The 20,706-nt window shown below is 75.6% G+C and carries 16 protein-coding genes; 8 read left to right on the top strand and 8 right to left on the bottom strand.

The window, feature by feature from the left end:
- Positions 1-112: 112 nt before the first annotated feature.
- A complete protein-coding gene (locus VGH76_RS20405) occupies positions 113-1,645 on the bottom strand; it encodes a PP2C family protein-serine/threonine phosphatase (protein WP_331558551.1) in 1,533 nt (510 codons plus the stop codon).
- 172 nt (positions 1,646-1,817) lie between these two features.
- Here VGH76_RS20405 and VGH76_RS20400 point away from each other — a divergent pair, with 172 nt between their 5' ends.
- Positions 1,818-2,876 carry an MBL fold metallo-hydrolase gene (locus VGH76_RS20400; protein ID WP_331558550.1) on the top strand — a complete coding sequence of 353 codons (1,059 nt, stop codon included), beginning with the start codon at positions 1,818-1,820 and terminating at the stop codon, positions 2,874-2,876.
- Between the two features lie 61 nt (positions 2,877-2,937).
- Here VGH76_RS20400 and VGH76_RS20395 read toward each other — a convergent pair whose 3' ends face one another.
- Positions 2,938-3,798 carry a formate/nitrite transporter family protein gene (locus VGH76_RS20395; RefSeq protein ID WP_331558549.1) on the bottom strand — a complete coding sequence of 287 codons (861 nt, stop codon included), beginning with the start codon at positions 3,796-3,798 and terminating at the stop codon, positions 2,938-2,940.
- A 204-nt stretch (positions 3,799-4,002) separates the two neighbouring features.
- Between VGH76_RS20395 and VGH76_RS20390 the strand changes: the two genes are divergently transcribed.
- The gene (locus tag VGH76_RS20390; protein ID WP_331558548.1) at positions 4,003-4,533 is read left to right on the top strand and encodes a dihydrofolate reductase family protein; all 531 of its coding nucleotides are present in this window, start codon (positions 4,003-4,005) and stop codon (positions 4,531-4,533) included.
- A gap of 24 nt (positions 4,534-4,557) precedes the next feature.
- Here the strand turns inward: VGH76_RS20390 and VGH76_RS20385 are convergent, their stop codons facing one another.
- The 4 genes from VGH76_RS20385 to VGH76_RS20370 form a co-directional block, all read right to left on the bottom strand.
- Positions 4,558-8,541 carry a glycosyltransferase gene (locus tag VGH76_RS20385; RefSeq protein WP_331558547.1) on the bottom strand — a complete coding sequence of 1,328 codons (3,984 nt, stop codon included), beginning with the start codon at positions 8,539-8,541 and terminating at the stop codon, positions 4,558-4,560.
- A 193-nt stretch (positions 8,542-8,734) separates the two neighbouring features.
- On the bottom strand, positions 8,735-9,910 hold the full coding sequence (gene moeZ, locus VGH76_RS20380) for an adenylyltransferase/sulfurtransferase MoeZ (protein WP_331558546.1): 1,176 nt from the start codon (positions 9,908-9,910) through the stop codon (positions 8,735-8,737).
- Positions 9,911-10,189: 279 nt separating this feature from the next.
- The gene (locus tag VGH76_RS20375; RefSeq protein WP_331558545.1) at positions 10,190-11,143 is read right to left on the bottom strand and encodes a DUF3152 domain-containing protein; all 954 of its coding nucleotides are present in this window, start codon (positions 11,141-11,143) and stop codon (positions 10,190-10,192) included.
- A complete protein-coding gene (locus VGH76_RS20370) occupies positions 11,140-12,237 on the bottom strand; it encodes an alpha/beta fold hydrolase (protein ID WP_331558544.1) in 1,098 nt (365 codons plus the stop codon). Before VGH76_RS20370 ends, VGH76_RS20375 begins: the two co-directional genes overlap by 4 nt.
- A gap of 190 nt (positions 12,238-12,427) precedes the next feature.
- On the opposite strand from VGH76_RS20370, the gene VGH76_RS20365 reads away from it, so the two are divergent.
- Positions 12,428-13,057, top strand: coding sequence for a TetR/AcrR family transcriptional regulator (locus VGH76_RS20365; RefSeq protein WP_331558543.1), 630 nt, complete (start codon positions 12,428-12,430; stop codon positions 13,055-13,057).
- Between the two features lie 59 nt (positions 13,058-13,116).
- Here VGH76_RS20365 and VGH76_RS20360 read toward each other — a convergent pair whose 3' ends face one another.
- The gene (locus tag VGH76_RS20360; RefSeq protein WP_331558542.1) at positions 13,117-13,347 is read right to left on the bottom strand and encodes a DUF3107 domain-containing protein; all 231 of its coding nucleotides are present in this window, start codon (positions 13,345-13,347) and stop codon (positions 13,117-13,119) included.
- 131 nt (positions 13,348-13,478) lie between these two features.
- Positions 13,479-14,141, bottom strand: a complete 663-nt coding sequence (locus VGH76_RS20355; RefSeq protein WP_331558541.1) for a ferritin-like fold-containing protein — start codon at positions 14,139-14,141, stop codon at positions 13,479-13,481.
- Positions 14,142-14,564: 423 nt separating this feature from the next.
- Between VGH76_RS20355 and VGH76_RS20350 the strand changes: the two genes are divergently transcribed.
- The 5 genes from VGH76_RS20350 to VGH76_RS20330 all read left to right on the top strand — a co-directional run bounded on the left by VGH76_RS20350 (position 14,565) and on the right by VGH76_RS20330 (position 20,700).
- Positions 14,565-16,127 carry a DEAD/DEAH box helicase gene (locus VGH76_RS20350; RefSeq protein ID WP_331558540.1) on the top strand — a complete coding sequence of 521 codons (1,563 nt, stop codon included), beginning with the start codon at positions 14,565-14,567 and terminating at the stop codon, positions 16,125-16,127.
- A gap of 7 nt (positions 16,128-16,134) precedes the next feature.
- Positions 16,135-17,604 carry a hypothetical protein gene (locus tag VGH76_RS20345; RefSeq protein ID WP_331558539.1) on the top strand — a complete coding sequence of 490 codons (1,470 nt, stop codon included), beginning with the start codon at positions 16,135-16,137 and terminating at the stop codon, positions 17,602-17,604.
- Positions 17,605-17,750: 146 nt separating this feature from the next.
- Positions 17,751-18,605: an alpha/beta fold hydrolase gene (locus VGH76_RS20340; RefSeq protein WP_414637768.1), complete on the top strand. Its 855-nt coding sequence runs from the start codon at positions 17,751-17,753 to the stop codon at positions 18,603-18,605.
- Entirely contained in the window at positions 18,602-19,441 is an 840-nt protein-coding gene (locus VGH76_RS20335; protein ID WP_331558537.1) for an oxygenase MpaB family protein, read from the top strand. The genes VGH76_RS20340 and VGH76_RS20335 overlap by 4 nt, the downstream gene beginning before the upstream one ends.
- Positions 19,438-20,700 (top strand): kynureninase, encoded by a 1,263-nt coding sequence (locus VGH76_RS20330; RefSeq protein WP_331558536.1) that lies wholly within the window; start codon positions 19,438-19,440, stop codon positions 20,698-20,700. The genes VGH76_RS20335 and VGH76_RS20330 overlap by 4 nt, the downstream gene beginning before the upstream one ends.
- The last annotated feature ends 6 nt before the right edge of the window (positions 20,701-20,706 follow it).

Below are 20,706 nucleotides of genomic sequence, written 5' to 3'. Positions count from 1 at the left end.
GCGTGCCGCGCCGGCGTTCGGGGCCCTGCTCGCGCGGCCGAGGAACAAACGCGGACCACGGCATGCCCGGACCGGCGCGCCGGAGGCGGGACGCCGTCGAGCGCGCCGTCCATCAGCCGTCCGTCGGTGCACCCGGCCGGCGCACGACGAGCACGAGCGCGTCGTCCTCGACGTGGCGCTGCGCGTGCGCGCCCGACGCCTCGAGCAGCACGTCGGCGAGCCCGTCGGCGCTCGTCGCGGCGCCCACCGGGGCGAGTGCCTTCGCGACCCCCTCCTCGCCGAACTGCTCGATGCTGCCAGGCGGGCGGGCCTCGAGGATCCCGTCGGTGTAGAGGACGAGCGCGCTGCCCGGCTCGAGCGTGACGGTCTCCTCCTCGACGAGCGCGTCCGGCAGGATCCCGAGGATCCGGCCCCCGCCCCTGAGCTCGTCCACCGCGCTCGCGCCGAGCCCCGGGCGGTGCAGGAACACCGGGGGGTGCCCCGCGCTCGCGATCCGCGCCGTCATCCGCCCGCCGTCGCGCTCGTCGTCGACCGACACCACCGCGTAGGCGGCGGTCACGAAGCTGCGCTCCTCGCCGAACCAGTCGTGCAGGACGCCGTTGAGTGCCGAGAGCACCACGCTCGGGTCGCTCTCGGAGTGGCCGAGCGCGCGCACCGTCGACCGGGCCAGCGCCGTCGTCCGTGCCGCCTGGGCGCCGTGGCCGCAGACGTCGCCGACGACCACGCCCCACCCCGTGGGGGTCGCGAAGACGTCGTAGAAGTCGCCGAGCACCTCGCCCGAGCCGACCCGGGCATCGCTCGGGCTGCGGTGTCGGGCGGCGATCTCCACCCCCGGCACGCGCGGCGGGTGCATCGGCACCAGCGACTGCTGGAGCACCTCGGCCATCTCGGCGGCCGCGTCGGCCTGCCGGCGGGCGGCGTCGGCGAGCTCGTGGGCGCGGGAGGTCCGGGCGTCGGCGGCGGCCAGCGAGCGGTGTGCCCACTCCCGCGTCGCCCGGAGGTCCTCCCGGGTGCGCTGGGCGCGGCGGTCCGACTCGGCCGCCCGTTCCTCGGAGTCGCGCGCCCGGCGCTCGGAATCCAGCGCCTCGGTCTCCGCGGCCCGCGCCCGGACGTCGAGCGCGTCGAGGTCGGCGCGGGCGCGGCGTTCCCGGCGGACGAGGTCGACGCGCAGCCGCCACTCCAGCGCCACCGAGGTTGACAGCCGCTCGACCAGCGCGAGCCGTTGCGCGTCCCAGGTCCGTGGCCGGGTGTCGATGACCATCAGCACCGCCACCGCCCGCCCGCCGTCGGCGCGGACGGCGAAGCCCGCCCAGGCCCCGATCCCCATCTCGGCGACGACGCCGAGGTCGGCCGAGGCGGGATGCGCCGCGGTGTCCGCGACGACCACGGGGTCGTCCGCGGCGACGACCAGGCCGCAGACGCTGTCCATCACCGGCGTCTCGAGCCCCGGGGCGTCCTGCGGGTGCATCCCGGCCACACCCCGCCAGACGGCGCGGTTGCCGCCCACCTCGCAGACCAGCGCCAGCGGGGCCTCGGCGAGCTGGGCCGCCATCGCGGAGACCTCGTCGAACGCCTCGACCGGCATCGCGTCGAACTCCCCCTCCGGCCGCCCGGACGTGCCGGGGGTCCCGGAGTCCGGTCTCATCGCACCACCTGCAACCCCGCGTTCGCTCACCAGTCCCCGCGCCCCGCGCGCGATCACCCACGAGTCTCGGCCACTCGCGGGAGGCCTGCAACGAATGCGGGGTCGTGAGCCGAGGATCCTGCCGCCTCGTCGGGCAGTGCCGCCCGGCGCGCGGCGGTGCCACGATCCGGCGATGTGCACCGACTCCGGGGTCGACCCGGCCGCCGTCGCGTTCGCCGCCCCGCGGGTCGCCGAGGGGGCCGCCGTCGACCCGGTCGTGCTCGAACCGGTCGACGCGCTGACGATCACGGTCCTCGTCGACAACTCCTTCGACGCCCTGCTGGCCGACACCGACGTCGCGACCCGCGGCCGGCTGGGCACGGGACAGCCGCAGGGGGCCCACCAGTACGTCGAGGGCGCGACGAGGGCCGGGCTGGTCGCCGAGCACGGGTTCGCCGCGCTGGTCACGGTCACCAGGGACGGGCACGACCACACGCTGCTCTTCGACACCGGCGTCTCCCCCGACGGCATGTCCACGAACGGCCGCCGGCTCGACCTCGCCCCGGGCGACATCCAGGCCGTGGTGCTCTCCCACGGGCACGCCGACCACACGGGCGGCTTCCCGGGGCTGGAGCGCTGGCTGGGCCGGGCGCCGAGCCCGCTCGTCCTGCACCCGGCGGCGTTCACCCGGCGACGGCTCGCGCCGCCCGGGGGCGAGCCGTTCGTCATGCCCCTGCTCGACCGGGCCGCGCTCAGCGGGGACGGCATCGAGCTCGTCGAGCGCCGCGAGCCGTCGTTCCTGCTCGACGGCAGCGTGCTCGTCACCGGCGAGGTGGACCGCACGACGGAGTTCGAGCGCGGCATGGCCTTCCACGAGGCGTTCCTCGACGAGGCCTGGCGTCCCGATCCGTGGATCGTCGACGACCAGGCGCTCGTGGTGGACGTCCGAGGCCGCGGTCTGGTGGTGCTCACCGGGTGCGGGCACGCGGGCGCGGTCAACATCGCGAGGCACGCCCTGCGGCTCACCGGCGGCGGGCACCTGCACGCCCTGCTCGGCGGCCTGCACCTCACGGGGCCGGGGTTCGAGCAGATCATCGAACCGACGGTCGCGGCCCTCGTCGGGATGGCCCCCGACGTCGTCGTGCCCGCGCACTGCACGGGCTGGCGCGCGCAGATGCGCCTCGCCCAGGAGCTCGGCGACGCGTTCCTGCCCGGCGCGGTGGGCAGCCGCTACGCGTTCGCCGCGGCCTGACCCGGACACGCCGGTGCCCCGGGAGGAGCGTCCTCCCGGGGCACCGGCCCGCGCGGGTGGTTCAGGCCTGGGCGACCTCGCGGTCACGCGGCACGGCGGAGTCGGGGGTGTCCTCGCTCGGGGACGGCTTCTCCCCGCGGGCGACGAAGCCGTAGGCGGCCCCGAGCAGCGCACCGCCGACGAGGTTCCCGAGCCCGACCCAGAGCATGTTCCAGGCGAAGAGCCCGACGGTCACGCCGGGCGCCCCGGAGAACAGGCCCAGCGCGAGGATCGTCATGTTGGCGACGACGTGGTCGAAGCCGGTGGTGATGAACGCGAGCAGCGCCCAGAACAGCACGACGAGCTTGGCGCCGTCGGAGCGGGTGCGGGCCGCCATCCACACGCCGAGGCAGACCAGGAAGTTGCACAGCACGCCGCGGAAGAACATCGTGCCGACGCCCTCGGTCGCCTTCGACTTCGCCGTCGTCAGCAGGAAGTTCAGCATCGCCGGCTGCTGGCCCGGGTTCGCGATCCTGAGCACGCCCGACGCCTCGACGAGCAGCGAGAAGAGCAGGCCACCCACGAGGTTGCCGACGAACGAGAAGACGATGACGGCGACGACGGCGCCGGGACCGATACGCTTGGCCCGGTCGAACAGGCCGATGACCATGATCATCATGTTGCCGGTGGTGAGCTCGCCGCCGGCGAAGACGACGAGGGTCAGCGCGATCCCGAAGACGAGGCCCTGCACCAGCTTCGTGAACGGGCTGTTGACGGCGTTGAGCGGGCCGGCGGCGGCCAGCATCAGGCACACCGCGACCCCGATGTAGGCCCCGGCCAGCGCGGCGCTCACCAGGTACGAGCCGGGCGAGCGGCTGGCGTGGGTCTTGGTGACGGCGACCTCGGCCTGCTCGTCGACGGCCTCGGGGACGGGGATCGGCATGGGGACCTCTCGGGAGGGGGCACGGGCAGCGTCCGGGTGAACGCTCGTACCCGCATCCGAACAGCCCAGCTCGCTGCGCTGGTGTGGCGCACGTGAACGCTGCGTGAGCGACCTGTCACTGCCGGCGCACTACCGTGCAGGAGCGGACGAACCCGACGAACCCGGCCCCGGTACCGTGCCGGTCCCCGACCCGAGGAGTGACCCGTGGCACGCCTGATCTACTCCGCCGCCACCTCGCTGGACGGCTACATCGCCGGCCCGGGCGGCGACATGGGCTGGCTCGCGCCGCACGTCGGCGAGCCGAACCCGCCCGCCGACCGGCTCCTCGCCGGCCTCGGGGCGCTCCTCGTCGGGCGCCGCAGCCACGACGGGGACGACCCGAACCGCGGCACCGACGCCGAGGGCGCCTTCGGCGGGCGCTACGACGGACCCGCCGTCGTCCTCACCCACCGCCCGCCACCGCAGGCGCCGCCCGGGGTGACCTTCGCGACCGACCTCGACACCGCGGTGGCGCGCGCCCGGGAGGCCGCCGGGGACGGCTACGTCACGATCCTCGGCGCGGACGTGGCGGCCCAGTGCCTCGAGGCGGGGCTGCTCGACGAGGTGCTGGTGTTCGTGGCGCCGGTGCTGCTCGGCGACGGCACGCCGTTGTTCCCCCGGCGCCCCGGCACGGCCCCGGTCCGCCTGGAGTCGATCGCGGAGGACACCCCGCACTGGTACCGCGTGGTGCGCTGAGGTCCGTGGGGCCCGGTCCGGCGCTCAGCGGCGATGACGGCTCGGTGTGGTCGGGTCGTGGACCGTCGTGGTGCCCTCGGCCCGGTGCGAGCCGCGCCGGTCGGGCGGCGTCGGGTCGTCGGGTCGGGAGGCGTGGCGTCCCCCGGCCGTGGTCACGTCCTCGCCGAAGGAGAGCAGCCGGCGCCGGCCCGTCGTCGGGGTCCGCCCGACGACGCCCGTGGTCGCCTCCTCGTCGTGGCCCCGCGGTGGACGGGTCGGGGCCGGCACGACGGGGCGCGCCGCGATCCCGGGCTGTGACGGCGGGCCGGCGCGCCGCGAGTCCGGGACGCGCGTGGTCGGGCCGCCGGGCACGGCGCGGAACGGGGCCGAGGACGTCGGCACCGGGCGGGCCGGCGGCGCGCCCGGTGTGCGCCGCGGGGGCGGCGAGCCCGGACCCGGGCGCCGCGGCACCGGCCCCCGCCGCAGCGAGCGCGAGGCGGCCGGGACTGGGGTGGCCCCGGCGAACTGCGGGTCGTGCCGGAACTCCGAGGCCGGGCGGAGCGCGTTGCGCGCCGCGAACGTGCTCTCCCGCGTCTCGGCGGGCAGCGCCAGCCCGCCGTCGCCGATGACCGGGGGCGCCGGCGCGGCCCGGCGGGGCTCCCGTCGGCGCAGGGCGGGCTGGTCCGACCCCGGGATCAGGGCGGGCCGGCGGCCGGCGGCGAGGTCCTCGACCCAGCCGAGGCCGAGCGCCAGCACTGTCGTCAGGACCAGCGACGTGCCGATGAGGGCCCCCGTCGACGGCCATCCGAGCCGCGCGTCCAGCGGCGCCGCCAGCGCGATCGCGACGTTGTGCCAGAGGTAGATCGTCACGGCGCGGGCGTTGATCACGGTGACCAGCCGGCCGAGGCCCGGGACGCCCTCGAGCCAGGCCAGGCGCGGGGTGTAGCGCAGCACGAGCAGCACCGCGCCGAGCGAGACCAGGGCCTGGCCGAGCGGGATGTCGTTGAGGTCGATCCCGTCCTCGCCCGCGGGGTGGGTGAGCGCGAAGGCGACCCCGGCCGCGACCGCGACGACCGCGAGGAGCACGGCCCGGCTCGCGGCGAGGCGGCCCAGGCTGCCATCGCGGTGGGCGAACCCGAGCATCCAGCAGCCCGCGAACACCGAGGCGTCGACGAGGGCGGGGCCGACGTCGCCGAAGTCCCGGATGCCGCCGCTGAGCAGGGCGTCGACGCCGACGATCGCGAGCGGCACGCCCATCGCGACCACCGGCCGACGTCGCCACGCGGCGAGCAGCAGCGGCGTGAGCAGCACCAGCCAGAGGTAGGTGCGGATGTACCAGAGCACCACGGTCGCGTCGGTGGCCCACGCGCTGCCGGGCGGGTCGAGGATCGGCAGCGCCCAGAACAGCCACTGCGGCGCGTCGGGTACCGGGTCGTCCCCGAAACCGTGCCAGAGCATCACGGGGACGACGACGAGCCCGAACAACCAGAACGGGGGCAGCAGGCGCTTGATCCGACGCCCGATGACGTCCACCGCCTCCGCGCGGCGCAGCGACGCGAGCATGAGCGAGCCGCCGAGCGCGAACATCACGCCCATCGAGGGGAAGACGAACGACAGCCAGCCCCAGCCCAGGACGTGGTAGCCGATGACGCGGACGAGGGCGACGGCCCGCAGGACGTCGAGCCACCGGGTGCGCGCGGGCCGCGGCCCGGACTCCTTCTCGACGGCGGCGGCGGTCGTCGTGGCGGACGCGCCGGTCGTCGCCGGGGCCTTGCTGCCATTCGGTGCGGGCGACGACGCTCCGCCGGCACCCGGGGCGGGAGCACCCGGGGCGTGAGCACCCGGGGCGGGAGCACCCGGAGCGGGAGCGCTCGGGCCCGCGACCGCCGGGGCCGGTGCCGGGACCCCGGGCATCAGCGCCCGCAGTGCCCCGAGCCGCTGGATCCGCTGCCAGCGCACCCGGCCGCCGGTCACCGCCGAGAGCAGCGAACGCATCAGGACCGCGTACATCAGCGGCCGGTAGAGCAGCTGCTGCACGGGCGCGACCCACAGCGGCGCCGGCGGCTCGCCGTCGAGCCGGAAGGCGTACGCCGCCGCCGCCGTCTGCACCAGCAGCATCGAGCCCCAGAGCACGAGCGTCGTCGCCGGGTCGCCGAAGACCAGCCCGTAGACGAAGAACAGATCGACCAGCGGCGCGGCCAGCGGGAACAGCACCTGGAACACGGCGATGTGCCCGAGACCGAGCCAGCCGATCCGTCGGGAGGCGCCGCGCTCGCGCAGGGCGCGGCGGTGCTTCCAGACCGCCTGCATCGTCCCGTAGGTCCACCGGTAGCGCTGCCGCCAGAGCTGGGTGAGCGTCGTCGGGGCCTCGGTCCAGGCGAGCGCGCGCTCCTCGTAGACCACCCGCCAGCCCTCGCGACCCAGCGCGATCGTGAGGTCGGTGTCCTCGGCGAGGGTGTCGAGCGAGAGCCCTCCGACGTCGAGGACCGCCTGCTTGCGGAACGCCCCCGCGGCCCCCGGGATCGTCGTGATCGCCCGCAGCGTGTCCTGCACCCGCCGGTCGATGCCGAAACCGACCACGTACTCGATGTGCTGCAGCCGCGGGATCAGCTCGGTGCGGTTGGCGACCTTGACGTTGCCCGCCACGGCCCCGACCTCCGGGTCGGCGAACGGCGCCACCAGCCGGCCGACGGTGTCGGGCTGGAAGACGGTGTCGCCGTCCATCATGACGACGAGGTCGTGCTGGGCGCGTGCGACGCCGGTGTTGAGCGCGATCGGCTTGCCGCTGTTGGGCTGGCGGATGACGCGGACCGCGGGCAGCGCCAGGGACTCGACCAGCTCGGCGGTGCCGTCGCTCGACCCGTCGTCGACGACGAGGACCTCGAGCGGGTGGTCGTTGGCGAGGATCGAGCGCAGCGTGGCCTCGATGTTCTCGGTCTCGTTGTAGGCCGGGACGATCACCGAGACCGGCTCGAGGACCTCGGGGCCCCACCGGAAGGACGGGTCCCGACGACGCCGCGCGTGGCGGCGGGCGACGACGAGCGTCAGCAGCAGCCGCACCACGACGATCAGGCCGACCACGACCAGAAGCCCCTCGAGGACCCGCACGCCGCCGGTCGCGAGGTCCACCGCGTGGACCAGGCCGCCGCCGACCACGCGGTCGCGCGACGGCGCGGGCGCGGCCGCGGGGGGCGCACCGACCGCGGCGGTGGCGGTGGTGAAGCGGTACCCCTGCGCCTGCAGCTCGGGGATGAGGCGGTCGAGGGCGGCGACCGTCTCGGACCGGTCGCCACCGGCGTCGTGGAGCAGCACCGTCGCGCCGGCCCCGTCCTTCGGGGTGGCGTTGCGGACGATCGCGTCGACGCCGGGGCGCTGCCAGTCCTCGCCGTCGACGTCGGTGAAGACGTTGACGTAGCCGTCGCGACCGGAGGCGAGGATCGCGGCGTAGGCGCGGTCGTCGATCGCGTCGACGGTCGAGGAGAACGGCGGCCGGACCAGGTACGTCGTCTCGCCGGTGGCGCCGGCGACGGCGAGCTGGGTCTCGCCGAGCTCGCGCTCCAGGCGCCAGCCGGGGACCTCGGAGAGGTCGACGTGGGTGAAGGTGTGGATCCCGATCTCGCTGCCCGAGGAGCGGATCTGGCGGAGCAGCTCGGGGTGGCGGACCGCGAGCGACCCGACCACGAAGAACGTCCCGGGCACGCGGTGCTTGGCCAGGACGGCCAGGACCTGCGGGGTCCAGGTCGGGTCGGGGCCGTCGTCGAAGGTCAGCGCGACGGTGCGGGGCGGGAGCGCCGAGGAGCGGGCGGGGTCGGTGCGGCCGTCGACGAACGTCCCGCCGTGGGCGACGTCGGCCGGGACCTGCGAGCTGTCGCCCTGCTCGTGCGGGACGGCGTCGTTGCCGATCGAGGCGTTCACGAGGCCGGTGACGGCGAGGACCGTCGCGACCAGCAGCGCGAGGAGGCCGGAGACGATCCACGTGCCCCAGGACCGCCGCGGCCGTGCCGCATCGCGCCGTCGAGCCACCTGCACCCCTCGCGATCGTGACCGCCGCGTGCGGCGATCGTGTCCTCAGTGTGACATTGCTGTCCTGAGGGTCATCCGTGCGAGGGATGAACGTGTTACGCAGCGTCGTCCGGTGGTGCCGTGCACCACAGGTGCGCTGCGCGCATGTGAGCACTTTCCGGGGCTATGGCCCCGGAAAGTGCTCACATGCCTGCGGCACCTAGTACGTCGGCAGGGAGGTGTCCACCTGCTGGGCCCAGCCGGTCACCCCGCCGCCGACGTGCACGGCGTTGGAGAACCCGGCCTTCTGCAGGGCCGACAGCGCCTCGGCGGAGCGGACGCCGGACTTGCAGTAGAGGATCGTCTGGCGGTCCTGCGGGATCTCCGCGAACGCCTCTCCGGAGAGGATCTTGTCCTTGGGGATGAGCTTCGCGCCCGGGATGCGGACGATCTCCCACTCGTGCGGCTCGCGGACGTCGATCAGCTCGAACTTGTCGCCCGCGTCGATCTTCTCCTTGAGCTCCACCGCCGTGATGGTGTGCCCGGCCGCCGCGGACTGCGCGTCGTCGGAGACGGTGCCGCAGAACGCGTCGTAGTCGATGAGCTCGGTGACCTCGGTGGCGTTCGGGTCACGACGGATCTTGACCTGGCGGTACTCCATGTCCAGGGCGTCGTAGACCATGAGCCGGCCGAGCAGGGTGTCGCCGATGCCGGTGATCAGCTTGATCGCCTCGGTCACCATGATCGACCCGATCGAGGCGCAGAGCACGCCCAGCACACCGCCCTCGGCGCACGAGGGGACCATGCCCGGCGGCGGGGGCTGGGGGTAGAGGTGCCGGTAGTTGAGGCCCTGCCCGTTCGGGGCGTCCTCCCAGAACACCGAGACCTGGCCCTCGAAGCGGAAGATCGAGCCCCAGACGTAGGGCTTGCCGAGCAGCACCGCGGCGTCGTTTACCAGGTAGCGGGTGGCGAAGTTGTCGGTGCCGTCGAGGATGAGGTCGTAGTCGCGGAAGATGTCGAGCGCGTTCGACGAGTCCAGCGGCGTCTCGTGCAGGTTCACGGTGACGAACGGGTTCGTCTCGGCGATCGACTCCTTGGCCGACTGCGCCTTCGACTTCCCGATGTCGGACTGGCCGTGGATGACCTGGCGCTGCAGGTTCGACTCGTCGACGACGTCGAAGTCGACGACGCCGAGCGTCCCGACGCCGGCCGCGGCCAGGTAGAGCAGCGCGGGGCTGCCGAGGCCACCGGCGCCCACGACCAGGACCTTCGCGTTCTTGAGCCGCTTCTGACCCTCGACGCCGACGTCCGGGATGATCAGGTGCCGCGAGTAGCGGGCGACCTCCTCCTTGGTCAGCTCGGCGGCCGGTTCCACCAGGGGCGGCAGGGATGCCATCGCGCGTTCAGCTCCTTCGACAGACTGCTGTCGCGATTCAACCCCACGCGGTCGATGCGTGTTCCCGACAGGACCGGGGCAGCACGCCGATAGGGGGCGTGGTGGGCCTGGCCCGACCCTGCCATGGGCGAACGGCGGCGCTCTGGCGTCGGACGCCAGGAATGTGCCGTTCCTGGCCTCGGAAGCTCCGTCCCGCCCACGGGTGAACGGCGCCGTCCTGGCGTCGGACGCCAGGAATGTGCCGTTCCTGGCATGCATGCGGGCGGCCGGGGCGCGGGCTCAGCGCGGTACCGGACCCCCGACTGGGAAGGGCCAGGCGTTCGGCCGGCACACCTTGCCGTCGCGGGGGATCTCCACGCCCTGCGGGCTCGAGTCGGTGAGCTGCGCGAGGTAGTCGTCGGACACGCCGAAGCTCTGCTGCATCATCACCGGCGCCAGGTCGCCGTTGCCGCCGCAGGGCACGTGGGGGTTGCGGAAGACGTGGCCGACCTCGTGGTTCATCGCGTACTGCCGGTAGAGCCCGAGCTGGCCCTCGAACGCCCCGGCGCCGCGGACCCAGCGGGCACCGTTGATGAGCACCCGGCCCGCGTCGGACTTCCAGCACGAGGCCTCGTAGCGGATCTGGTAGCCGCACTGCGCGCGCGTGGTCAGCTGTGAGGTGAGGCTCACGCGGAAGTCGGGCACCACGCCCGCCGACGCGTCGACGCGGCGGAGCGCGATCTGCCCCGAGCCCACCCAGCTGCGGGGGTCGTCGAGGGTTGCCGCGACGGCGGTGCCGAAGGCGTGGTCGCCCTCGGCGAGCGTCGCGCCGTCCTCGATCTCGACGGTGTAGGTGAACACCCGGCCGGCCCCGACCTGCGGCGTCGTCCCGGGGACCACCCGCCACGTGCCGCGGCCGGATACCGGGAAGTCGCCCCCGGCGGGCAGCTCGGCGGTCGGGACGGTGGGAAGCGCGGCGTCGGTGAGGTCACCGCCGGACGGCGCCTCCCCGACGACGGGTCCCTCCGCGGCCGGGCGCACGTCGGCGACGTCGTCCCCGGCGAGGAGGGTGCGCGCGAGCACGAAGCCGGTGAGCGCCAGCAGCACGACCGCCAGCGCCGCGACGGGGACGCGGCGGCCCGCACGCTCCGGTCCCGCGCTCTCCGGCGTGGGCGGGCGGGGGTCCCACGACGCCACGAGCGGCGCGCCGCGGTGGCGCGATCCCGACCGAGGGCGACGGGACGATCCGGTCACCCGGGGACGGTCCCACACACCCCGGGCGCCGACCGCTCCGCGTCCCAGCGACCGTCGGCGACCGCGTCGGCCATCCCGAGGACCGCGCGGCCGACGGTGAGCGGGGTCTCCATCTGGGCCACGTGCCCGACGTCGGGCAGGCGCAGCAGCCGCGCGCGCGGCATCGTCGCGACCGTCCGCCGGGCCTTGCGCACCGAGATGAGCCGGTCGCGCTCCCCCCACACGACGAGCGTCGGGCAGGCGACGCGCGCCGCGGTCGCCCACAGCGACCCGGCACCGCGGGCGAACCAGGTACCGACGAGCCCGCCGAAGGAGCGCTGCATCGCCTCGGCCACCCACGGCAGGTCGAGCCGCTCCGCCGCCTCGGCCGCGGCCTGGGTGAACGCCGCCTCGCTGACGCAGCCCGGGTCGGCGTAGCAGAGCCGCATCGTGCGGCGCAGCCGTGTCCCGGCGTCCTCGGCGGCGAGCTCGCGACGGGTCCGGGCGCCGAGCAGCGGGATCGCGGCCAGCGCCATCTTCCCGTCGCCGAGCCGGGCCGGGGCGGGACGCAGGTCCGGGACCGCCGGGCTCACGAGCGTCAACGTGCGCACCAGCGAGGGGTGGTCCGCGGCGACGGCGATCGACGCCGCGCCACCGAGGGAGTTGCCGACCAGGTGCACCGGGCCGTCGAGGGTGCGCAGGAACGCCGCGACGGTGTCGGCGTGGGCGCGCAGCGAGTAGTCGCGCGTGGGGAGCGGCTCGGTGCGGCCGAACCCGGGGAGGTCGACGGCGGAGCCGTGCCAACGCGAGGACAGCGTGGCGGCGAGGTCGGTCCAGTTGGTCGAGGAGCCGCCGAGGCCGTGGACGTAGACCACGGTGTCGTCGTGCGCGGCGCCGGGACGCCGCGGCGTCTCGCGGACGTGCAGGTTCGTGCCGCCGAGGTCGACGTGCCGACCCGGCCAGTGCGGGGTGGGGTCACCGAGCGGGCCGAGGGCCTCGACGGGGGCCAGCGGGGCCTCGCGCGCCGGTTCCGCGGGCGCGGGCGACCGCCGGCGCGGGGGCCGCGACCACCCGCCGGCCGCGGGGCGGCCACCCCGGGTCACCGTGATCGTCACCGGAACAGCATGCAGGTGTCCACGAGATGACGCGAGACCGACCCGCACATGTCCGGAGGGCAACAAGGACGGAACTGCGTGTGACCGACGCGGACGCGGGGGGCGGTAGGTAGGGTCGAACGGTCGGGGATCGTGCGTCGGGCGGTGGGACCGCGCGCCGATCCTCGGGCGACGAGCGGGAGGCGGACCGATGAGCGAGACCGGTGCGGTGGCGCCCTCGGCAGGGGGTCGTCCGCGGATGTCGCGCTCCCAGCGGCGGGCCCAGCTGCTGGCGGCGGCGCGGGCCGTCTTCGGCGCGCAGGGCTACCACGCGGCGGCGATGGACGAGATCGCCGAGCGGGCGGGCGTCAGCAAGCCCGTGCTGTACCAGCACTTCCCGGGCAAGCTCGACCTCTACCGCGCGCTGGTGGAGTCCGCGGCCAACGAGATGGTGCGCACGGTCCGGGCGGCGATGCGCTCGACCACCGACAACAAGGCCCGCGTGCACGCCGCGGTGCAGGCGTACTTCGACGTCGTCTCGTCCCGCGACGGCGCGATGCGCCTGGTGTTCGAGACCGACACCCGCGCGACGCCCGAGATCGCCGAGATCGTCGACCGGGCCACCTCGGACTGCATCGACGCGGTCACCGAGGTCGTCACCGCCGACGCCGGGCTGGAGCCGGAGCGGGCGCGGCTGCTGGCCGTCGGGCTCGTCGGGCTGTCGACGACGGCGGCGCGCTACTGGCTCGACGCGGGGCTGCAGCCGCCGCGCGAGGACGCGATCGCGCTCATGTCGACGCTGGCGTGGCGCGGCATCGGCGGGTTCCCCCGCCACGAGTAGGTGCCTCCGGCTTGTGAGCACTTTCGGTCGCCATAGCCACCGAAAGTGCTCACAAGGCGTCAGCCTCCTACGCCGAACCCGACCCGGCGCACCTCGGCCGGGGCGATCTCCACGTAGGCGATGCGGGTGGACGGGATGAGGTAGCGCCGCCCCTTGTCGTCCTCGAGCGACAGCGTGCCGCTCGAGCCCGAGAGCGCGCCGTCGACGAGCTCCGCCACCTCGTCGGGCGTCTGCCCGCTCGAGACCACCAGCTCGCGCGGGCTGTCCGCGACGCCGATCTTGACCTCCACGCGACCCTCCGGTCTGCTTCGACTTCCCCCGGCCGTCACCTTCACGACGACCGGTGCGCCCGCGCAGGCTAGTCCAGAACGCCGACCGGGGCGGGCCGCCCACCACCGGCGTCCGCGCAGGGCGAACGGCGCTACAGCCCGAGCGCCGACACGCGCTTGTTGTGCTGTGACTTCAGCCGCTTGAGGACGGCGGCGCGCACCGCGGCCGCCTCCTCGCCCCCACCCTCGGACGAGCCCTCCACCACCGCCGCGAGCCCCGGGTGCGCGTCGAACGCGGCCACGACCGCCGCGAGCGCCTCCCCGAGCAGCCGGCGCGCCCACATCGAGAGCCGCGCGTGGACCTGCGGGTCGGCGCACGCCTCCCGGATGCGGGCCTCCACGAACGCCCCGTGCCCGGGGGCGTCGATCACCTCGCGGACCAGCGTGGCCTCGTCGCCGGAGAGCCCCTCGAGCGCCTCGGCCTGCAGATCGGTGACGAGCCCGCGGCCGAGCGCGGTCGCGACCAGGGCCTCGGGCCAGTCGCGGGCCCCGACCGAGCGCATCAGCGCGTCGACCCGGGCGACGAAGGGGCCCATGGCGTCGAGTACGTCGACCCCGCGGTCGGCGAGGTGGTCGCGCACCCGCACGTAGTGGTCCATCTCGACGGCGGCGAGGGTCGCGAGCTCGGCGCGACCCCCGAGGTCCGGGGAGCGCTGGGCGTCCGCGGCGAGCTGGGAGAACGCCGAGAGCTCGCCGTAGGCCACGAGCCCCAGCAGGGCCGTCGACCCGTCGTCAGAGGACACCGCACCGGTCACGACGGTGCACCCTAGGCGCCACACCCCCCTGCCGTGCTGCCCTCGCGGCCTCCGTGCGGGTATCATCACGATTGGTCCGAGCCGGTGACACCCCCACTCGACCGATGTGGCCCCGAACGGGGCCGCTCCCCCACGCACCGTCCGTCGCCGGCTCCGGCCTCCCGCGGACGTGTCGCCCGGTGGAACCGTTCCATCCGACCGCCACGGGAAGCATCCAGCGCGCGGGCGCCTCGTCGGCTCTCCCGCCCCGGGGTGACGTCGGAGACGACGTCGCCTTCCCGACCGGACACCGAAGCCCGGGACCGGGAGAGGCGGTCGAGCCAGCCGGCTCACCTCGCGTGCACGAGCCGCGAGGAAGGCAGACCGCTGAACACCGACACCACCCCCGATCCCGAACCCGCCGACGAGGTCTCGACCGAGGCCGTGGCGACCACGACGTCGTCGGCCGCCTCGCCGACGTTCGCCGAGCTGGGCGTCGCCCCCGAGATCGTCGAGGCGCTCGCCGCCAACGGCATCGAGCGCACCTTCGCCATCCAGGAGCTGACGCTGCCGCTGGCGCTCGCCGGCGAGGACGTCATCGGCCAGGCGCGCACCGGCACCGGCAAGACGCTGGGCTTCGGCGTCCCGCTGCTGCAGCGCCTCGGCACCCCGAACGAGGACGGGACGCCGCGCGCGCTCGTCGTCGTCCCCACCCGCGAGCTGTGCCTGCAGGTCGCGAAGGACCTCGAGGGCGCCTCGAAGGGCCTCGGCACCCGCGTCGTCTCGATCTACGGCGGCCGCCCCTACGAGCAGCAGATCGCGGCGTTGCAGTCGGGCGTCGAGCTCGTCGTCGGCACGCCCGGCCGGCTGCTCGACCTCGCCCAGCAAGGCCACCTGGTCCTCGCCAAGATCGGCGGGCTGGTCCTCGACGAGGCCGACGAGATGCTCGACCTGGGCTTCCTGCCCGACGTCGAGCGAATCCTCGGCATGCTGCCCGCCACCCGCCAGACGATGCTCTTCTCGGCCACCATGCCGGGCCCGATCATCACGCTGGCCCGCACGTTCCTGACCCAGCCGACGCACATCCGCGCCGAGCAGGTCGACGCCAGCGCCATCGGCGAGCGCACCGCGCAGTTCGTCTTCCGCGCCCACGCGCTGGACAAGGTGGAGATCCTCGCCCGCACGCTCCAGGCCACCGACCGCGGGCCGACGATGGTGTTCACCCGCACCAAGCGCACCGCCAGCAAGGTCTCCGAGGAGCTCGCCGAGCGCGGCTTCAAGGTCGGCGCGGTGCACGGCGACCTCGGTCAGGGCGCGCGCGAGCACGCGCTGAAGGCGTTCCGCACCGGGCGCATCGACGTGCTGGTGTGCACCGACGTCGCCGCGCGCGGCATCGACGTCACCGGCGTCACCCATGTCATCAACTACCAGTGCCCCGACGACGCGAAGACCTACATCCACCGCATCGGGCGCACCGGCCGCGCGGGCAAGACCGGCATCGCGATCACGCTGGTCGACTGGGACGACCTCCCGAAGTGGAAGCTGATCTCCGACGACCTCGGGCTGGGCGCGCCGGAGCCGCCGGAGACCTACTCGAACTCGCCGCACCTCCATCGCGACCTCGGCATCCCCGACGACGCGACGGGCCGGGTGGCGCGCCGTCGCCGGCCCGCCGAGGAGGAGGACGAGGACGACGAGTCCCCGACGAGCGTCGCCGAGGACGACGCCGCTCCCGCCCGCAAGCGCCGCTCGCGCTCGCGGACCCGCCGCCGGGGCGGCGAGGTCGTCTCCGGGCCCGGCGCCGACGCGGCCGGCTCGGATGACGCCGGGGAGGCCGGGTCGGCCGAGGCCGGCGACACGGCGACCGAGGCGTCCGGTGACGCCGACGGTGAGGGGCGCTCGCGGCCGCGGCGCCGTCGTCGCCGGGGGCGCGGCGGCCGGGGCGCCGGCGAGTCCGCCACCCCCGAGTCGGCCGCCGTCGCGGCGAACGGCGCGGGCGAGGACTGAGCACGCGGTGACGGCCCCGAGCGGGCGGCGCACCCCGAGCCGCCCGGCCGGGGAGGACGACGCGCCTGACCGGCACGACGGTCCGGATGCGCACGACGGTCCGGACGGGCCCGCCGGGCCGGACCGGCACGAGGGCCCGGGCCGCGCGGACCGCCGCGCGGTCTGGTGGCCGCCGGCGGAACGGCGCCGTCGTGTCGACCTGGTGGCGATCGTGCTCATCGTGGTCGCGGCCGTCGTCGGGACCGTCCTCGTGCTGCGCGTGGGCGACGAGTCCGCGACGAGTCTGCGTCCCGCGACGCCACCGCTCGCGCCGGCATCCACCGGACCGGTGCCGACGGCGCTGGTCCCGGTCTGGCGGGCGGCCGACCCGGTCGGGGCGCCGCCCGGCGCGCACCTGCTCGGCGGGCCGACCGCGCAGGGCCCCGCGGTGGCCGTCGGGCGCGACGACCCCGACGGCAGCGGCGTCGTCACCGGCCTGGACGCCGTCACCGGCGCGCCGGCGTGGGAGTACCGGCGGCCCGAGCCGCTGTGCACCCTCGGCAGCGGGTTCGGCGAGGTGATCGCGCTCTACCGCACGACATCGCCGCTGGGCACCTTCTGCAGCGACGTCGCGACGATCGACCCCTCCACCGGGCAGCGCGGCCCGAGCCGCAGCGCCGACGTCCGGCCCGGGACGCGGCTGCTGGCAGACGGCTCCCACGTCGTCGCCACCGGCCGGGACTACCTGGAGGTCTGGCGCGACGACCTCGTCGCCACCCTCGAGTACGGCGCACTGCCCACGCCCGTGCAGTCGACCCCCGAGCCGCGCGCGAGCTGCCCCCGGTCCTCGGTCGCGGCGGGCGCCGACGCGGTCGCGGTGCTGGAGCGCTGCCCCGGCGAGACCTCGGACCGGCTGTCGGTGATGACCGACAGCCCCGCCGAGTACGACAAGCCCGAGGACCGCTTCAGCGTGCTCTCCGGGGTGAGCGGCGGGCGTCTCGTCGCCGTCGCGAACGACCGCACCGCGCTCGAGGCGCCCGACGGCACCCTGCGCATCTACGACGGGGCGGGCACGCCGATCGGCACCGCGGCGCTCGGCCCGGCCGTGGGCCCGGTCGCGCGGGCCGCGCAGGAGACCGGCACCGACCCGCCGGGCCAGCAGACCGGCGTCCGGCTCGCCGGCCCGGTCCTCCTGTGGTGGACCGGCACCGCGACGGTCGGGCTCGACCCGTCCACCCTCCTGCCGCGCTGGACGCTGCCGAACACGCTCGGCCCCGGGGCCGCGGTCTCCTCGGACGTGCTCGGGGCCCCGACGACGGTGCTCGTGCCCGTCCCGGGCGGCCTCGCCGTCGTCGACGGCGCGACCGGTACGCCCCGCCCGACGATCCCCGTGGACCGCGGGGCCGACCCGCCGGGCCCGGTGGGCGTCGAGGTGGTCGGCACCACTGTCGTCGAGCAGCGCGGCGTGACCGTGGTGGGCCTGCGGCCCCCGCGCTGAGCGGAGCGCATCCCCACCGCGACCGGCCCGGGGTTTGGCAGACTCCCGGTGTGACCCCGGCGCGTGAACCCCTCCCGGTCCACGTCGACGAGGCGCCCGGGTCCGGATCCGGCACCGCCCAGCTGACCCCGCACCAGGCCGCCCGGGTGGACCTCGCGGGCCCGGCGGGTCCGGTGGCCGCGCTGCGGGCCGAGGCCAGGCCCCGCGGGGAGGACGAGCCGTGGGACGCGGTCGCCGTCCTGGTCCCGGGCTACTCCGGCTCCAAGGAGGACTTCGCTCCGCTGATCGACCCGATCGTGGCCGCCGGGATCGGGGTGCTCGCGCTCGACCTGCCGGGCCAGTACGAATCGCCGGGACTGCCCGGGGAGCTCGACCACCGGCCCGGTCCACTCGGGGTCCTCGTCGGCGACCTGGTGCGTGCCGAGGCCGCCGCCGGCCGGACGGTCCTGCTGCTCGGCCACTCCTACGGCGGGCTCGTCGCGCGTGCCGCCGTCCTCGCGGGCGCGCCCGCCCGCGGGCTCACGCTCATGGGCTCCGGTCCCGGCGAGCTGCCGATGGGGCCGCGGCGGACCCGCCTCGACGTCCTCGAGCCGGTGCTGCGCCGCCGCGGTCTGGACGCCGTCGTCGCGCTGCGCGAGGAGGCCGGGGACTGGGAGGCCGCCGACCCCGCCGTCGCCGCCTTCCTGCGGCACCGTCTCGCCACGTCGTCGCCGGCGGCGCTCCTCGGGATGGGCGACGCGCTGCGCAGCGAGCCCGACCGGGTGCCCGAGCTCGTCGCCGCAGTGCGGGGCCGCCGCCTCGCGACCCTCGTGGTGTGCGGGATGCACGACGACGCCTGGCCGGTCACCACCCAGCGCACGATGGCCGACCGGCTCGAGGCCGAGTTCGCGGCCGTGCCCGGCGCCGCGCACACCCCGAACGTCGAGAACCCGCGGGGCCTGCTCGACGTCCTCCTCCCCACGTGGCGCACCTGGCTGCGCGAGGACACGCTGGAGGCATGACGGCACTCCCCGCGGATCCGGAGCTCGGGTACTTCGGCCCCGGCAGCGCGACGTGGACGGTGATGGCGGACCCGGCGGCGGGCGCCGGCGGGCTCGCGGCGCTGTTCGTGCAGGCCCTGCACCCCCGCGCGATGGCGGGCGTCGCCGAGCACTCCGACTTCTCGACGGCGTTCTGGCCGCGTCTCTCGCGCACCGCCGAGTACGTGATGACGGTGACGTTCTCCCCCCGCGACCGGGTCGACGCGATCGCCGCCAAGGTCCGCGCGGGGCACGAGCACGTCCACGGGGTGGACCCCGTCACCGGGCTGCCCTACCGCGCGTCCGACCCGGACCTGCTGCGCTGGGTCCACGTGACCGAGGTGTGGGGGTTCCTCGACGCCGTCCGCCGGGCCGGGACCGGGCTCTCCGACGCCGACGCCGACCGGTTCCTCGCCGAGCAGGTCCGGGCCGCGGAGCTGCTGGGCGCGACCGACGTCCCGGCCAGCCGTGCGGAGGTGGCCGACTACTTCGAGGCGGTGCGCCCCGAGCTGCGCGCCTCGGCCACCAGCCGGCACGCTGTCCTGCGGCTGCTCGCGCCGCCGATGCCCACCCGCGTCCAGCTCACCACCCCCGCCCGGCCCGCGTGGACCGCGATCGCCACCCTCGGGTTCGCGCTGCAGCCCCGCTGGGCCCGCCGCATGCACGGGCTCCCCGGCCTGCCGACGACCGACCTCGCCGCGGGCCTCGCGGTGCGCGGGCTGCGCAGCGCCGTGCTGGCGCTGCCGGAGAGCTGGCGGCACGGGCCGACCGCGCGGGAGGCCCTGGCGCGGGAGAAGCACGTCGGGGACGCGGCGTGACCGCACCCGGCAGCGCCGGTCCGGTCGGGCTCGCCGGTTTCGCCGCGCGCGCCGCGGAGCTCGACGCCGCCGACCCGCTGCGCGCGCTGCGGGACCGGTTCGTGCTCTCCGGCGACGTGCTCGCCTACTTCGACGGCAACTCCCTGGGCCGCCCGCTGCGGATCACCGGGGAGGCGCTCGCGGGGTTCGCCGAGCACGACTGGGGCGCCCGGCTGATCCGCAGCTGGGACGAGGGATGGGTGGAGCTGCCGGAGGCACTGGGCGACCGACTCGGCGGGCTGCTGCTCGGCGCCGCGCCCGGCCAGACGCTGCTGGGCGACTCGACGAGCGTGTGGCTCTACAAGCTCGCCCGCTCCGCCGTCGACGCGGCGCCTGCCGGGCGCGACGAGATCGTGCTGTCCGACGACGACTTCCCCACCGACCGGTACCTGCTCGAGGGCATCGCCGCCGAGACCGGCCGCACGCTGCGCTGGATCCCCACCGACCCCGGGGGAGGGGTGTCGGCCGAGCAGGTGGCGCAGGTGGTGGGGCCGCGCACGGCCCTCGTCGTGCTCTCCCACGTCGCCTACCGCTCCGGGTACCTGGCCGACGGCGCGGCGATCACGCGGGTGGTCCACGACGCGGGCGCGCTCGTGTGCTGGGACCTCTGCCACGCGGTGGGCTCGGTCCCGGTGACCCTCGACGCCTGGGGCGCCGACCTCGCCGTCGGGTGCACCTACAAGTACCTCGGGGGCGGGCCCGGCTCGCCGGCGTTCGCCTACGTCGCGGCCCGCCACCACGAGGTGCTCCACCAGCCGGTGCAGGGCTGGTTCGGACGCCGGGACCAGTTCGCGATGGCCGCGGGCTACGTCCCGGCCGCAGGGGTGCGGCGCTTTCTCTCCGGGACGCCGCCGGTGCTCGCGCTCGTGCCGCTTCGGGTGGGGCTGGACCTCTACGCCGAGGCTGGGATCGGCGCGGTGCGCGCGAAGTCCGAGGCGCTCACGGCGTTCGCGGTGGAGATCGCGGACGCGGTGGGGATCGAGATCGCCTCGCCCCGGGACCCGGCGCGCCGGGGCGGCCACGTGACGCTGCGCCACCCGGCGGCGGGGGCGGTGGTCGCGGAGTGCTGGCGCCGGGGCGTCATCCCGGACTTCCGTGCACCCGACGGCATCCGGGTCGGGCTGGCGCCGCTGTCGACGTCGTTCGCGGAGGTGGCGGCGGGGCTCGGTGAGGTGCACTCCGTGCTCGAGAGCACTGATCCGCCCAATAGCACGGATTAGTGCTCA

The organism is Actinomycetospora sp., from assembly GCF_036497585.1.
In the GTDB taxonomy this organism is placed as follows: Bacteria; Actinomycetota; Actinomycetes; order Mycobacteriales; family Pseudonocardiaceae; genus Actinomycetospora.
The sequence above is the reverse complement of the archived record's forward strand: the minus strand, read 5'-3'. Positions and strand labels throughout refer to the sequence as shown.